Origin of the sequence: Proteus terrae (assembly GCF_003144325.1) — a bacterium.
In the GTDB taxonomy this organism is placed as follows: Bacteria; Pseudomonadota; Gammaproteobacteria; order Enterobacterales; family Enterobacteriaceae; genus Proteus; species Proteus terrae.
Genome location: NZ_PENS01000002.1, coordinates 133,858 through 147,531, shown reverse-complemented (window position 1 = coordinate 147,531; position 13,674 = coordinate 133,858). Strand labels below are relative to the sequence as shown.

Sequence of the window (13,674 nt, the reverse complement as noted above, 5' to 3'; positions counted from 1 at the left end):
GGAGCCGAAGCTCCCGAATAACAACGAGGGTTTATTTTTGACCAGTCAGCCCAACACCAACTGCTTCAGGGCGTTTGGTGCATGCAGAATACCAAACCGCAATACGACATTTACCTTCCAGTGTTGAGATATCACCCTGATATGCAACAACGCCATTTAAACCAACAGAAGGAATGTTAAATGCCTCTGTCTTCATGCCACTAAACAGCGCATGGTTAAGCGGGATAGGTTGAGATAACAGAGTAATTGAATCATCAGCCCAGAAGATGTTTGTCTTAGACGTTTTCACGTTAAGGACATTAATTGCCGCGCCATTTGCAAGAGATGTATTCACGTTGGCATATGCGCGTTGTTCTGGTTTTAAATCTGCATCATCAAGTGCAATTGGCTTAGGCATAATGGTAATGTTGTTACCTTCAACACCAACAACCGCAAACGTTGCATCCTGAGTCAGTAAGTCTTTCGCCATTTGCGAAATAAACTTAACACCAGCAAAACTGATCTTATCACCGCGTTTAAATGCTGAACCGTCACTAACTTTAACTACTGCTGTGCGGTTATCAACGTTCTCACGGTTGCCATCAGTTACATCTTCTTTCCACGCCTCAGGTTTGAACTTCTGAGCACCATCGACAGTAACACCCGTTGCTGTTCCAGCGGTTAAAGTTGGTAATTTAGGTGAACGGAGGACATCATCAAAACCAGCAACTTGCTTTTGGATAGTTCCTGATTTGTATGCTTCCTCAGGAATACGTCCATACATATCCTTACCAACAAGAGAAAGGCCCGCTTTTTTGTAGTCTTCCGCATTAAAGAAGTAACTTAATCCCTGACTGCGGTTTAGCTCGCGAGAAAAAATAAGAGCTTCTGCGTCAGACATCATATCCCAAGCCTTATTTTCAGCGGAAACATATTCAGCATCAGTAACAATTAAAGATGCCGTTTCAGCGGCCTGTTTAGCAATGGATGTTTCGACGTTATTTGCCAGCTTAAGGCCTGATGCACGAATACGACGACGTAAAGACGTTTCGTCACGAACATCATCAGCACGTAAACCGAAGAAATCGTTATCAGGAACGCCCATGTTACATTTAACAGACAATTCCAAGATGCCAGTTTCTTTATCTGTTAAATCCCACCCTTTCTGCGTTGGCGCTTCTTGCTCTACTGGCATCCAGATAGTGTTTTGTGAGCGTTGCATATCACCAGCTGGAGGTGTGTATTTACCTACACGCTGAGCCATTGGACAGTTATTTTCGATAGTGTTTACTACTTCATCCACCATATAGGTGATGATTTGACCTTCATTTAAAGCCATTATTTTATTCCTTGTAATTTAGCCTTGATTGCGCGGTACTTTTGAACGTCACCTTTACTTGCTGCATCATCCATTTGCTTTTGTAATGCCGCGACATTTGCCGCCGTAACATCACCGCTAATAGGTTCGTCAGCGGGTGGTGCAGATGAACGTTGTGTACCGCGAGGCTTGAGAGTTAAACGATCAGCTAATCGAGTGAGTTCGATAGTGACTTGAACTGGATTTTTGCTAAATAGATCTTGTGCTTTTTCAGGGTTTGCACCTAGGTAGTAAATGATAGCGGCTGATTTTTCGGGAAAGTTCTGCGCGATACCCTCATAAACACCTTGAGGTAATACTTGCAACGCTGAATCTTCCTTTTCCTGATAGTCAGGCAGGTTTAACTTCTCAGCCGCATCATAATGAGCCTTGATTGCATTAGCGATTTGTTGACCTTGCTGTGTGTATTCCTGAGTTTTACGACCCTGATCCGCCACAGCTTTACTTCTTGCATCTAAAGCCTTGTTTTGCCATTTCAGCAACTCAGCCTGAAACGCAGCGTTAGCCTTATGCGTATCATAGTCATATTTACCGAGTGCCTCGTCAGATAAAAAATCATCCAGCTTAGGCATTTCTGGTAGCTCAGGATTTACCCGCAAGTTTTCAGGAAGTTCGCCATTTTCAATTGCTGCTATCTGTTGCTCAATTTCTCGCTGACGTTTACGAGCGATGCGTTTCGCTGCTTGGATAGCATTATTGCTTGGTTTTCCTTCCTGTGTTTTCTCATCGTCTTTCAGGATAATCTCGAAGCCTTCCTCCTGTCCTGCTGCTGAGTTGGCATTTTCAGCAGACTGACTTTCTACGGATGCCGCCGCCTGATCGTCGGGCAGGTTTAATTCTTCAGAGTTATTCTGAATTTCGGTGGTTGTACTCATGATATTTAACTCTCTTACATGGATTGAGGATTATTCTCGACGTTATTGTCGGTAGGAATGTTTTGTTGTTGCTGTTGTGCAACCTCGTTCAGAAGTTTGATTGCTTGCATCACTGCGCCTTGCTTCAAGTCCTCAGCCTTAGCCAATGTCAATGTAGTGTTAGCCTGTGATTCAAGTGCATTATTCTGAGCGGTAAATGCTTTGATTTGTGTTTCAGCCATGCGATTCTGTGCGTTAACCAGTTCGGCTTCTGCTTTCTTCTGCTCGGCTTGTGCTGCCACCATCATTGGATCTTGATTGCTTTGTGCTGCTTGCTGAGCTTCCATCAACCATTGTTGTTCTTCCTCGGTCTCTGGTTTCTTCAAGCCATTAACAATCAATTCCTTGTTGGCGTAATCTCTGATGTATTCAACGCCTTTACCTTCCATCATATTTGCATATGTCAGCATCATGACATTCCACATTGGATGCTCTACTGGAACCTTGGTGATAAGCTCGCCTATCTCAGCTCTAGCAGCATCTTTTTGTGATTGGAAAGATGGTCCTACATCAGTAAATGTTTCGTACTTGCCTCGGATATCATTGCGAACAATCATTTCACCTTTGCGGAAGTCTAACTCTTCCTGCATTAGCTCAATCTGACTCTCACCTCCATCCTCGGCGGTTGTTGTTACTGTTCGATTTGTGTCGTATATCTCAGCTGCAATTGATGCATAAATTTCACCATCACGACGCATTGCGATAGCTAAGTTATCCTGAAATACATAGGTTTCTAGGTCGATCCGGCTATTAAGCTGATTGACAGTATCAAACGCTACTTGCCCATTAGCCGCCTCAGTATCAACACCGACACGAGCTGTTGACTTAGCAGCTTCGGTTGCAACCTCTAGGAGTAGTGCGTCTGCTTGTGAAACCTCGGCATTCTCCATATAAGCAACAGGTGAAGGGGGAAGATCAGCATTGTTCTCATCAGTACGGTTGAGTAGATAGTAGGGATAGTCATCCTCACCACTAAACATGTGCTCATACCCTGCTATTTGCTCAGGGAAAAAGAAAGGCTTCTTCTTAGGTGACTTAGCAGCGGTGTCAGCAGACTTGGATAAGATGAAGTTACGCAGTCGTTGAGCATCCTTTGATAATCTGACAACTCCTTCATACAGTTCATTATCATCAAAGAATGACCACTCACCATACACAGGAACAATTGGAATATGCTCGCCAGCTATCGGCATTCTATCTTTCAGGACACCTGTGCTAGTGATGATTGACTTATAGACTCTGCGTTTTTTAACTCTGCGCTCACCTACTTTTTCATAACCAGCATCAGCCAGTTCATCAATCTTTTCTTTCGCTTCTTTTGCTGAATAAGTTTGAAGGTCATTAGTTAGCGGGTCACGATAGACAAATACTAACTCTTTCTTTTCCTCTACCTCATAATACTCAGCAATATGAATTGTCTTTCCATTCGACCAAGTGAATAGTAAGTCATTGTTCGGTGATTGGAATGATGGTTGAATACTAGGATCTAACCCGTACTGTTCAGCAAATTCTTCCCACCCATTAACATTCATCGCGTGAATGATGGTGCAATTCTTAGCGTCCGACTTATCCATTGCCTTAGCATTACAATCCCAAATAACGTGAGTGCAAGACTCATGCATTGGAACACGTCGGATAATCTGGTTATTACTGGTTGGGTTATCGTCCTCGTACTCAGTAACTAAACGCCAAGCACCGTAACCACACTCGATTTGCTCTCTCACTGCCACGTTAACGGCAATCTTTGAGCTATTGTTCCTCATGTCAGTTCGATACATGCCCATAAGAATATCGGCGGCATCGGCTGGCGCGCTATCCTTCGGTCGATACTGAACCTCAATAGGATTCTTACGCATCTCAGCAACAAGCTTACGAACCATTGGGCGCACTACGTCAAACTGACCTCGATATTGCAATGTGACATAGTTTTCCAGCCAGTCGTCCCACTGACTAACGCGACTAAAGAATAAATCGTTTCTCGCCTCCATTCTGGCATTTTCAGATGCAGAGTAATCGAGGTCGAATTTGCGAAGTATTTTCTCAAGCCGCTCGTTTCTGTCGACCATCTCTATCTCCTAATAGGTCTAATTGGGGCGGGAATTCTCTTTTCTTTAGGCTTTTTGATATCACGCAACTGCTTAGCGAAGCGCCTCATCATGTAAGCGTAGCGAACAGCATCAAGCACGTCGTCGTTTGTTTTGACTATCTTTCCGTTTTCATCACGGTGATATAGCCTGAACTCTTCAAAGAATGGCTCGCAGGTATTAAATACTCTAAATCTGTTATCAAGCATCAGATCACGTAATTCATTAATGCCTGACTCTACTGAGTTGCCACCCTCTGCAAATGTTGCGTGCTCCTTTAGCATTAAGAAGCCAGCATCCGCATACTGAGTTTTTAGCTGCTCACCACCGCCTTTCTCGTGCTGATGTCCATCATGCGGCCATGCTACAGGAACTTTATTAGCCCAGGGTTTAACAGCGCCCCACGCTTGAACTGCTGTGTTTTCCGATTTCTTCCACACTCTAGCGAGATAAAAAACATCCTCATCTTTATCCCACCACAACTGGATATGAGCCTGTGGGTGATTCCAGCCGAAATCCTGACCATCGATAACGTAAAAATGTTCAGGACATTCGAAAGGCTGGCACTTAATAGACTCTTCAGGTATTTGGTAAATTCGACCGCTACCCATTGTTGGAATACCACGAGCACGAGCCTCTCTTTCATGTTCAGGATATGAAGCAACAATCCGTTCTTTCTCTTCCTCGGTGTAGTGTTCAGCATCATAGATAGTCATGTTGACTACTTTCTGAGCTTTAGATGGATTCTTGAGAAACTTCTCTACTACCGTGGACATACCCATTAACGGGGTGAATGTTAGAATTGAAAACTGACCGTATTTGTTTGTGCGGGTGAGTCCTTCAGCGTAAATGGAATATGGCGGCTCTTCATCGAACCACACGCCATGTATTGTGTCACCCTGCCATCTAGCTCGACCTTGAGAGTAAGGTTTGAAGTAGCAGATTGACATCCCATCTTCCACACCTTCGGCGTTGCGGTGTCGGATAAGTATGTGATCTACAAGATTTGGGTAAAACGGTGATTTTTTCCAACTAATAACATCTTCTTTTGGAATTGAGCCGTAACCTATCTCGCCTGCTTCCTCTACTCGACCACATAAGATACGCTGAGTTGTTTTGGTTACTGTTTCGTTGGTCTCACCACCAACCCACCATACATTAGGCTCAAGGAACCGCTTACCTTTCCATTCGCCTTTCCATGCACCATCTTCGGGATAGCCTTTAGTGCCCGGATATCTTCCGGTTAAGTGGAATGCAACCTCGGCGCCACCTGTATATGATTTACCCAGCTGGTTACCCGCCATAAAACAGCGCTCGAAGTAATCACTGCCAGCCTCAATAAATTCTCTTTGCTTGTCATAGGGAGAGTATTCAAATAAGCGATGCGTTTTTCTGTACTCTTCCTCTTCTTCCAATAACTCTTGTAGCTCGAACAGTTCTTCTTCACTCAGGTTATCAAGTATCTGATCCAGATTTTCCACGGTTGAATAACTCCTTAATTCGAGAGCGTCTCTTGTCACGGTCTCCCTTATCTGGAGTTACATCCTCGACCTCTTGTCTGTCTTTGAGACCTAAATCACGAGCAATAATATTTGCATTCAGCAAGTCAGCGGCTGCGCCTGAGAATTTCTGATCGTAAATAACTTTCTCAGCTCGCGTAGTGACCTCGATAAAATCTTCTCTGGCTCGATACAGTCGCCATGTGTCTTCGTGTATATCGATGAACAAGCAAAGCCCTGATAGCGTCATGGCTCGCATTTTAGGCAATGTCTCTTTAGTCACTGCCCCTTGGAATGCAAACGCCTTAGTTTCATACAGTGGATTTTCTTCAACCCACTCGAAGTATTCACAACAAGCGTTCCATAAATCATCAGGAGACTCGAATATGGGTTTTCTTCCGTGACTACTTCTAACCTCCCAGAATCTATTTCCTTTTGGTGCTGCCATATATCCACCTAATCATTAGCACTAATTTTGTAATAAAACTTATTTATCTCATTACTAATCCAACCAGTTAGATACGCCAACGCCTCATGATTTTCGTAGTCTACTTTAATGCCAACTATTTCTAACACCTTCCATGCGGCGTGCACTGACTCATGAGATATAGTGTCGGCATTAAAACAATCGATATCTTTAAAGCTAATGAGGATAAGCATCTCACCAGTTTTTGTGTTTTCAATCTGAACAACCTGACCCATATTTGATGAACTATGTATGCCAGGCCCATAGATACTACCTGCAACATCCTCGGTAGCGCAGATATGAATGTTAAGTCCGTATATGGGGACTTTTACTTTTTTATGTAATTTCATATATCCCCCTTTAATCAATTATCCAGCCCACTCGTAAATGAGCTGTGTAATTAACTATTGCGTGAATAGGTCGAGTGCTTCCTGAGCTTCTCGTGCGGCTTTCTGTGCTCGTGATACAAACTGAGCTTCTGTCTGGCATGTTTTGTATGCGTCTTTGAATAACTCAAACTTGAGCGCATCATCTTTTACGAACTCGATAGCAGCTTGAGCCGCCGCGGTATCGTTGCCAACTAACCGTAATAGCTCTAAGCGCATTTGATTCTGTGCTGTAATTTCTGTCATTTGATGTTCCTGTGTGAAGTTAATCGCAACCATCATCACGTATCACTACGTTAATCAGGTCGCTTCTAGTCTGTTCCTAGCAGTCAAGATATGATCACTCTCCTTAATGGATAAACGACTTATCTAATTGCTGATATATATATATTTACTTAAGCTATACTAAGTAGCTATCGCTACACTTTTATTGATATATTGTTAGTATTGCCCAGCCTCCCGTGCTGGGCTTTTTTATTCTTTTGGAATGCTTTTATCCAGTTCTTCACGGAATTTAACTGGATTCTCTGAACCTTCTACTGCCATGATATTTCTCCATTAAAAACGTTCAATGCGCAGAGAAAGTGTTTCAGAATAACTGCGCATATGACCTAACTGTTGACCTAATAACTCACAATCACGATGCTCTAAAGATTTAAAGGTATCTCCACCAATAAATGCCATTAGCTTTGTGATCTTGTCGTCTAACTCTTGTTTCTCATCCACGACTCGTTGTTGATGTGGTTGCATTTTATGTTCCTTTAGATATTAAAAAGCCCCGCTATTGCGAGGCTCGTTGTTGTTCAATTTCCCGTATTGCTTTCTTGTCTGAATTACATTGCTCAATAACCGATAACAGGGAGATGTTTAACATTAACGATTCTCCCCACGTCATTTGTTCGGGTATATATGGCAGTAGACAATCAGCGGTTAGGTGTGCCGGTATCGCTATATGTTCCACTGGCACGTATTCTTTCTGAATAGTCGTGCATCCTGATAAGAGCGTCACTAGGAATAGCAGTATTGGCGCAATCATTATTGACAAGAACAGTTTTGATAACCGTTTTAACTTTTTCAGAATCCACGGCTGACCTATTCCGCTCTTCGCTATTAAGTGATGAGACATTATTGATAATCCTGAATGTGCGGTTGGCGTTTTCTGTGATTGAGTTTTGGCGAGATAACTGATTGGTTGCTGTGTTGTAATCTTTGCTTAATTTGTCGTAGTCACCTATTACCCACCAAAGCCAGAATGCAGATATTGCCAGTAGTCCAGCTAATACCTTAGTTAGCGTGTTCATGCGGGATATGTCTTATGAGTTAATTGGAAGTGAGGGCCATCTTTAAATGTTTTCCAGTTACCGCCCCATTCGATATCGACACCTAGCTCTTTCGCCGCTTGCATCATGGCATCAGCTACTTTTTTAAAGTATGACCAATCGTTCCATGGGATCTGGTTATTTACCAGTGGAGCACAATCAACAGCGTGACCAGTTAAGTGACGACTATTCATCGTTTGGCTTTTACCACTTGCAACTAATTGTCGTTGACGGGCTTCATTGCGCTTACCTTCAATCACCATAAAATCAATATCGGTAATTTCTAATGCTCGATGTACTACCTTAACCAAATCAGGATGAACGCCACGGAGGTTTTCTTCGCTACGTTTGCTTAATCTAAACTTACTCACTTTTCAGCCCTGCCTTACCCTTAATGAGTTTACTTAATCCATCCACGCCGACGTACCCAATGAATACACTAGCCAGATATGCCAATTCATGATTAAGGCCAAGTAGCGTCAAGAGGTCTTTTACAAACCATGCAAACAACGCACACATAGCACCATCAAATAACGTTTTCTTCCAGCCACCGCCGTTGTACTTACCACGCAGAATTGCCATACCAGTTGCTAGTGACGCGCTAATTCCTTGCTCCTTATGAGAGGCGATAACTTGGAATACTTGATCCCAAAACTCAGGGGTTTCTTTCATATTTTGCATACTCACCCCCTATTTGGAGGAATTAGTTAATAGAACACCGACTCACAGCTCTTGTGTGAATGTGAGGTGTTGTGATTGATTCTGTGGTCGGCATATACGAAAAAAGACCGCCTAAGCGATCTTCTGAATGTGAACTATCCGGTAATTCCGGATGGTTGGATTACCACAATGCAAATAAGCACTCTGGAACAATATCAATAACTTATTCCCTCGAATTCGGGGGAATTAAAAATCAGGATGCTCGTCGAAAGCATCGTATTCGTCATACATATAAACTCCAGATAACAAAAAACCCCACCGAAGTGAGGATTTCATTAAGCATAATCCCTTGCAGGGGATAACACTCAGATCGGAGATGTCAATACCCCGCGACCGTACTTGCTTAAGACAACTATAACGATACTGGAGGAATAAACACAAACCTCAAGTCTCGTAAACTTTAAACCCCGCCGAAGCGAGGTCTTGAATTCTTTTAACGTTAACGAAATGGCAATAACCCATCGTTAGAATCACGATAGCCCATCTCCGCCAAAAGATCAACTTATTTCTATTTACAAGCTAATTTATGTATTCATTTTCTCTTTTTGTTACATTTTGCAGAACTTTTTCTGCATTAGCCTCTTCCTTAAAGCATTCCTGAATCAACATCTCGTAGAATGGTTTAAAGTTTCTACGCCAGGTTGTTTCTGGCAGTGCAAACAATTGTGAGCATATCTCTCGCCTAACATCTTCTGCCGGCAATCTTGAGTAGCCACGACCTGAACACTTAGGGCAAGTTTTAAAAACTGGAATTCCTTGTTTTTTCGTTTCCACCTTATCCAAAGTTTCACCTCTGCCATTACATCGGCACGAATGACTCACTTCACCTTTCCCATTACAGGTCTTGCAGATCACCTTAGTTTTTTCTCTAACCTCCCTGTATTTTGAATAGTCAGATGGAGTTATTTTAACTCCCCTTTTCTTGCTGAATTTAATAATCTCTTTAGCTGCAAAGTGAGTGTGCTGTTTAGTGGTAAATACCTCTACCTCAATAAACCCGCCGTCACAATCAGGGCATGCCTTTTTACTGGCTGCGCTTCTTGCATAATCCTGAAATGCATAATTTGCGAGTATTTGCAGAAGTGTTCCTCTATCATTCTCACTAAGTTTTCCAATAGCACTATATTTGTGAGCCTGAGTTATTGCATATTGATGAATGCTCTCCACTGCTTCAGTTGGTTGATTGATCCCTTGTTTAGCCAAAAACAACTCAATCCCCATTCTCGCTTTAGAGGTCGCCAAACCAAGCGAGGCCATTACATCAGTGATTGTTAGATTATCAGTCGCTGTTGCAGATGGAGAATCACTAAACATAATGCTTTTCGGTGAAAAATATTTTGGTAAATCTGCAAGTCTCATCTCGCCTCCGGTAATACTGTGTGATAATCATCATTCGCGGTTGTATATAAAACCCTGACACCATCCATTAACCCACTGGCCACTTCCATATAGTCCATAATCTGCATTACACAGAAGTTAACTCGACCGCCTGATTTGGATTTTAAATATCTTGCTTCTTCAATAGCTGCGATTAAGTCAGTGCACATCTTTCAGCTCCTTTAACTTCTTCCGATAGTGATCACGTATCCGCTCATAATCCTCGCGTTTCCACTTTGGCAATTCATGTGAACCCATCAATCGATCGAAACGTTCCTGACCAATTTTTTCTATTAGTCGAGGAGTGTAGTTTTCGATATTTCCCGATAGATGGTTATTACACGGGGCGCATTGCTTATGGCAGTTATCTTCATCAAACCTAAGCTCTGGATTAGCACCGGTTGTTCGATAGTGTCCTGCGTGATACTGACCTTCGTGAAAACGCCCACATGAGATGCAAGGCTCGTCTTTGTCTCTTTCTCTGATAAATGCGTTGAATGCGGCCTGTGCTTGTTTGGTGAAATATGAGAGGGGTTTTACTGCTAACTTGCGGGCTTTGAGTTTGTCTTTTGCTTCTCGTTCTTTTTTCTGTTTCTCCTTTTTAAGTTTTGCTAATGCTTTTTCTCTATCTTTGTTTCTTCGTTGCTCGGATAATTCAAATCCATGTTCCGGGCTACACCAATTTTGAAAACTCTGCCTTGGAATAAACCATTCTCGGCATATTTTACAGCGCCGTCGCCTTAGCTTCTGCATCTCCCTCTCCTTTGATTTTATCCATCACTTCCAAATGAGCGTATTCATCAGCACACTTGCTACACACGTAAATTTCATCATCCGTTAGTGGTCTATTGCATGACTGGCAGTTCATTTAAACCAATCCTCATATTCAGACTCAGGAATCGGCCATTGCTCAATTGAAATTGACATTGAGTAAGTATCACCATCAGCATTGAGTTTATTGGCGGTTTCTACAAGGCGGTTAACAGCCCCTAAATAATCATCTTCACGAAAGTCACCAAAGGTATTCCAGCGATTGCGTACACGCCATATCAACCTCATTTTCTCACGCTGTTTCTGTGTTATAGCTCGGCTTATCACTTCCCTGAAATCTTTTAATTGGTCAATATTCAGACCTTCAATTTGACTTTTCCAACTCACACTCTCACCCCACTCAATAATGAATAAAACTTCATCAACATCGGATTACCCATACCTGACACGCTGGCTTTATCAACAAATGACAATCCACACATAAAATCATCCAGCACTTTTCTAGGCTTCTTTACTTCAACTTTCTTTGCTTTTGGGAAGAGTGGAAGGTTAGCCAGTCGCTCTTTTTCAAACTGATTTCTCAGTCGAGTAATTGCATCATCTGTTACTGCGTAGTTATTAATTGGGCGAGTGCGTTTACGGCTCTTTGTTTCAACATGCTCTACACACTGGAATGCAAGTAACTTTCTTAGAATCGTTCCGACTCTTGCGGGTGTTAAACCTGTTACCGCTGAAATAGTGTTGTGATTAAACGAGATAAATTCACGACCAACCACTATCACTCGCGCATAAGTCCTGTATTGTTCTTCAGTCATAATCACTTCCTGTTTAAGTTGTTGCGGTTAATGTGCTCACGGCGACTTTCTTCTAAACGCTCTACCTCTTTTTGCGCTCGATTCAATTTTTTATCGAGGCGCTCCAGCTCAACCACTGCCTCTAGCCACCTACGCTTTTCACTTTCACTTTTAAATTCAGGAGGTAGAAAACCTCTTTTCACAAACTTCTTTTTAGTCATTTCCAACTCAAGACTAACGACTTCATCTTCAAAGGTTTTCTGGCTTTCTGTTTGCAAGCATTGAGGAATGACTTCCATCCACTTTTTCATGTTCTCTAGTGCGTTATTTCTCTTAACCATAATTATTTGTCCTGCTCCCTTTTCAATTTCATATACTCACTGTTATCAGGTATCGTCACGAAACAATTTATACCTACCGCCCAGCGTTCAACCTGCTCCATGAAGTGGAACATTTCACCTGTATCAAGTTTTGATGTTTTTCGAAGTGTTCTTACTCGCTCTGTAAGCTGTGTAGTAACGTCAACCATATCGACCACCTCATAACCTAGGAATGTATGCTTAAGCATCTCCTTAACGGTTTCAGGTGTGTAATTGGCGTTGTTCTTACATAGATATTTGCTTATCTCTGTGCACCACATATGAAAAGTGGCATTCTGAGATAGTGAACGCTTGTTTTTCCAAGGCTTGATAATGATTCGGTGTGGTTGGTTTGTTGCTAGAACTTCTTTGAGGTGTTGCCATGCGGTATTTTTGGTTGATTCGTGGAAGAGAAAATCTGCTTCCAAGTTAGCCTCCTATTCATCGTCACCTTTTGGCTCTCGATAAATTACAATAACAAGTCCGTGTTTTGTTGTGACTCTTACCATTTGACTTTCATTTATTTTATCAAGCTCATAAGCCTCATAAAATTCAGCTATTGCAGCCTTCTTTCGTTCTTTTGACTTACGCTTGAAAAGCTTTCTGAATATCAAACTTGCGAACCAGCAAAACGCTTGTGTAACAATCCACACGTAGCCCATCATTGATAACGTGGCTACTATCCATTTGTATGTTTCATCACTCACTGTTAGCTCTCCTGTTCCATGCATATATAGCCTCTTCTCTTTCCTTTGGCGGTAAAGAAGCTCTACACTTTCTACATTTGGCTTCCATTAGGAAGTAACCAACTAATTTAGCTTCACCCCCGCAAAACGGGCATTTCTTGAGTTTGTTCATAACAACGGCTCCCGTAATCCTGTTTTCACATATTTGATATTGTGGGCAACTAAAATCTCCCATTCGTCATAATCGTGACCGTAGTAATTACCGCCAGACCATGCGCGTTCATCTTGGTCATTCAGTATGAAATCCCATTGTTCATCATTGAGCGCTACAAGCCTGTCGACATTGGCGTCAAATAACTGTTGCTTAATCATTCTTGCAAGTGGTGATTCCATCACTCACCCTCTGGCATTGGTGGGAGTGGCAGGTCTTTGATGTACATCCAGTAGTCGAATGTTTCCAATGGAGCCGAATCATAGTCGCTGTTATTGTGTGGTATCCATCTAAGTTCTTCGCAGTCAACACCACATGAAATTAGCTCGTATGTTATGTTCTGGATATGTTCGCCATAGATAACAATTACCGCCTCGCCTTCGGTTGGTAATTTGTCCTTTGTCTTAACCCAATTAGTTCCCTGCATTAGTTAGCACTCCTTTGATTAATTGGAAAATGCCGCTGTAAATAATTACGCCTTTGTTTTTTGGTGGCAGAAAACAGATAACACCATCAGATTTAAGGCAAGCGCCTTTAGTTAATGATGGGAATATTGGAAATACTCGCACTGTTTTTTTACCGTGAATGGCTAGTAGTGTTCTTCCTAGCAATAATCGCCCGCCATTAACACCAGTCCAGTTGAAATACTCAGTTGGAACATCCAGCCCTTTTCTCAATAATTTAATCATCACTCAACACCTCGCTTAATTGCCAGCCGTAATTTCACGCAT

Annotated in this window: 25 protein-coding genes; all 25 read right to left on the bottom strand. The window is 42.3% G+C overall.

The features are described 5' to 3' along the window. Nucleotides 1–31: 31 nt before the first annotated feature. The 25 genes from DK857_RS02640 to DK857_RS02530 all read right to left on the bottom strand — a co-directional run bounded on the left by DK857_RS02640 (nt 32) and on the right by DK857_RS02530 (nt 13,632). Nucleotides 32–1,318: a P22 phage major capsid protein family protein gene (locus DK857_RS02640; RefSeq protein WP_109401469.1), complete on the bottom strand. Its 1,287-nt coding sequence runs from the start codon at nt 1,316–1,318 to the stop codon at nt 32–34. Further along, nucleotides 1,318–2,232, bottom strand: a complete 915-nt coding sequence (locus DK857_RS02635) for a scaffolding protein (protein WP_109401468.1) — start codon at nt 2,230–2,232, stop codon at nt 1,318–1,320. The genes DK857_RS02640 and DK857_RS02635 overlap by 1 nt, the downstream gene beginning before the upstream one ends. A 14-nt stretch (nt 2,233–2,246) precedes the next feature. Continuing rightward, nucleotides 2,247–4,337: a portal protein gene (locus DK857_RS02630; RefSeq protein WP_109401467.1), complete on the bottom strand. Its 2,091-nt coding sequence runs from the start codon at nt 4,335–4,337 to the stop codon at nt 2,247–2,249. Nucleotides 4,338–4,339: 2 nt separating this feature from the next. Beyond that, nucleotides 4,340–5,836 (bottom strand): terminase large subunit, encoded by a 1,497-nt coding sequence (locus DK857_RS02625; RefSeq protein WP_109401466.1) that lies wholly within the window; start codon nt 5,834–5,836, stop codon nt 4,340–4,342. After that, nucleotides 5,811–6,302, bottom strand: coding sequence for a DNA-packaging protein (locus DK857_RS02620; protein ID WP_109401465.1), 492 nt, complete (start codon nt 6,300–6,302; stop codon nt 5,811–5,813). The genes DK857_RS02625 and DK857_RS02620 overlap by 26 nt, the downstream gene beginning before the upstream one ends. An 8-nt stretch (nt 6,303–6,310) precedes the next feature. Continuing rightward, nucleotides 6,311–6,670 carry a hypothetical protein gene (locus tag DK857_RS02615; RefSeq protein WP_109401464.1) on the bottom strand — a complete coding sequence of 120 codons (360 nt, stop codon included), beginning with the start codon at nt 6,668–6,670 and terminating at the stop codon, nt 6,311–6,313. 54 nt (nt 6,671–6,724) lie between these two features. After that, nucleotides 6,725–6,988: a DUF2560 family protein gene (locus tag DK857_RS02610; RefSeq protein WP_405124799.1), complete on the bottom strand. Its 264-nt coding sequence runs from the start codon at nt 6,986–6,988 to the stop codon at nt 6,725–6,727. Between the two features lie 276 nt (nt 6,989–7,264). Further along, entirely contained in the window at nt 7,265–7,456 is a 192-nt protein-coding gene (locus DK857_RS02605) for a crAss001_48 related protein (protein WP_109401463.1), read from the bottom strand. A gap of 31 nt (nt 7,457–7,487) precedes the next feature. Continuing rightward, nucleotides 7,488–7,742, bottom strand: a complete 255-nt coding sequence (gene lysC / locus DK857_RS19630) for an Rz1-like lysis system protein LysC (protein WP_081213227.1) — start codon at nt 7,740–7,742, stop codon at nt 7,488–7,490. Continuing rightward, nucleotides 7,630–8,007: a hypothetical protein gene (locus tag DK857_RS02595; protein WP_109401462.1), complete on the bottom strand. Its 378-nt coding sequence runs from the start codon at nt 8,005–8,007 to the stop codon at nt 7,630–7,632. The genes lysC and DK857_RS02595 overlap by 113 nt, the downstream gene beginning before the upstream one ends. After that, nucleotides 8,004–8,396: a M15 family metallopeptidase gene (locus DK857_RS02590; RefSeq protein ID WP_109401461.1), complete on the bottom strand. Its 393-nt coding sequence runs from the start codon at nt 8,394–8,396 to the stop codon at nt 8,004–8,006. Before DK857_RS02590 ends, DK857_RS02595 begins: the two co-directional genes overlap by 4 nt. Then, nucleotides 8,389–8,697 (bottom strand): phage holin, lambda family, encoded by a 309-nt coding sequence (locus DK857_RS02585; RefSeq protein WP_193524904.1) that lies wholly within the window; start codon nt 8,695–8,697, stop codon nt 8,389–8,391. Before DK857_RS02585 ends, DK857_RS02590 begins: the two co-directional genes overlap by 8 nt. A 567-nt stretch (nt 8,698–9,264) precedes the next feature. Next, the gene (locus DK857_RS02580; protein WP_109401459.1) at nt 9,265–10,104 is read right to left on the bottom strand and encodes an antitermination protein; all 840 of its coding nucleotides are present in this window, start codon (nt 10,102–10,104) and stop codon (nt 9,265–9,267) included. Further along, nucleotides 10,101–10,292 (bottom strand): hypothetical protein, encoded by a 192-nt coding sequence (locus tag DK857_RS02575; protein ID WP_109401458.1) that lies wholly within the window; start codon nt 10,290–10,292, stop codon nt 10,101–10,103. The genes DK857_RS02580 and DK857_RS02575 overlap by 4 nt, the downstream gene beginning before the upstream one ends. Then, nucleotides 10,282–10,875 (bottom strand): recombination protein NinG, encoded by a 594-nt coding sequence (locus DK857_RS02570; protein WP_109401457.1) that lies wholly within the window; start codon nt 10,873–10,875, stop codon nt 10,282–10,284. The genes DK857_RS02575 and DK857_RS02570 overlap by 11 nt, the downstream gene beginning before the upstream one ends. Beyond that, nucleotides 10,847–10,990, bottom strand: a complete 144-nt coding sequence (locus DK857_RS19110; protein WP_157957590.1) for a protein NinF — start codon at nt 10,988–10,990, stop codon at nt 10,847–10,849. Before DK857_RS19110 ends, DK857_RS02570 begins: the two co-directional genes overlap by 29 nt. Continuing rightward, nucleotides 10,987–11,280, bottom strand: coding sequence for a hypothetical protein (locus DK857_RS02565; protein WP_109401456.1), 294 nt, complete (start codon nt 11,278–11,280; stop codon nt 10,987–10,989). The genes DK857_RS19110 and DK857_RS02565 overlap by 4 nt, the downstream gene beginning before the upstream one ends. Next, nucleotides 11,277–11,708: a hypothetical protein gene (locus tag DK857_RS02560; protein WP_109401455.1), complete on the bottom strand. Its 432-nt coding sequence runs from the start codon at nt 11,706–11,708 to the stop codon at nt 11,277–11,279. The genes DK857_RS02565 and DK857_RS02560 overlap by 4 nt, the downstream gene beginning before the upstream one ends. A 2-nt stretch (nt 11,709–11,710) precedes the next feature. After that, nucleotides 11,711–12,028 (bottom strand): hypothetical protein, encoded by a 318-nt coding sequence (locus DK857_RS02555; RefSeq protein ID WP_109401454.1) that lies wholly within the window; start codon nt 12,026–12,028, stop codon nt 11,711–11,713. A gap of 2 nt (nt 12,029–12,030) precedes the next feature. Beyond that, nucleotides 12,031–12,474 (bottom strand): YbcN family protein, encoded by a 444-nt coding sequence (locus DK857_RS02550; RefSeq protein ID WP_109401453.1) that lies wholly within the window; start codon nt 12,472–12,474, stop codon nt 12,031–12,033. Nucleotides 12,475–12,483: 9 nt separating this feature from the next. Beyond that, nucleotides 12,484–12,753: a DUF4752 family protein gene (locus DK857_RS02545; RefSeq protein ID WP_064497299.1), complete on the bottom strand. Its 270-nt coding sequence runs from the start codon at nt 12,751–12,753 to the stop codon at nt 12,484–12,486. Further along, nucleotides 12,746–12,904 carry a Lar family restriction alleviation protein gene (locus DK857_RS19540; RefSeq protein WP_157957589.1) on the bottom strand — a complete coding sequence of 53 codons (159 nt, stop codon included), beginning with the start codon at nt 12,902–12,904 and terminating at the stop codon, nt 12,746–12,748. Before DK857_RS19540 ends, DK857_RS02545 begins: the two co-directional genes overlap by 8 nt. Beyond that, entirely contained in the window at nt 12,901–13,125 is a 225-nt protein-coding gene (locus tag DK857_RS19105; protein ID WP_157957588.1) for a hypothetical protein, read from the bottom strand. The genes DK857_RS19540 and DK857_RS19105 overlap by 4 nt, the downstream gene beginning before the upstream one ends. Next, nucleotides 13,125–13,370: a hypothetical protein gene (locus DK857_RS02535; protein WP_109401450.1), complete on the bottom strand. Its 246-nt coding sequence runs from the start codon at nt 13,368–13,370 to the stop codon at nt 13,125–13,127. Before DK857_RS02535 ends, DK857_RS19105 begins: the two co-directional genes overlap by 1 nt. After that, nucleotides 13,357–13,632 carry a hypothetical protein gene (locus tag DK857_RS02530; RefSeq protein ID WP_048606437.1) on the bottom strand — a complete coding sequence of 92 codons (276 nt, stop codon included), beginning with the start codon at nt 13,630–13,632 and terminating at the stop codon, nt 13,357–13,359. The genes DK857_RS02535 and DK857_RS02530 overlap by 14 nt, the downstream gene beginning before the upstream one ends. Nucleotides 13,633–13,674 lie beyond the last annotated feature (42 nt).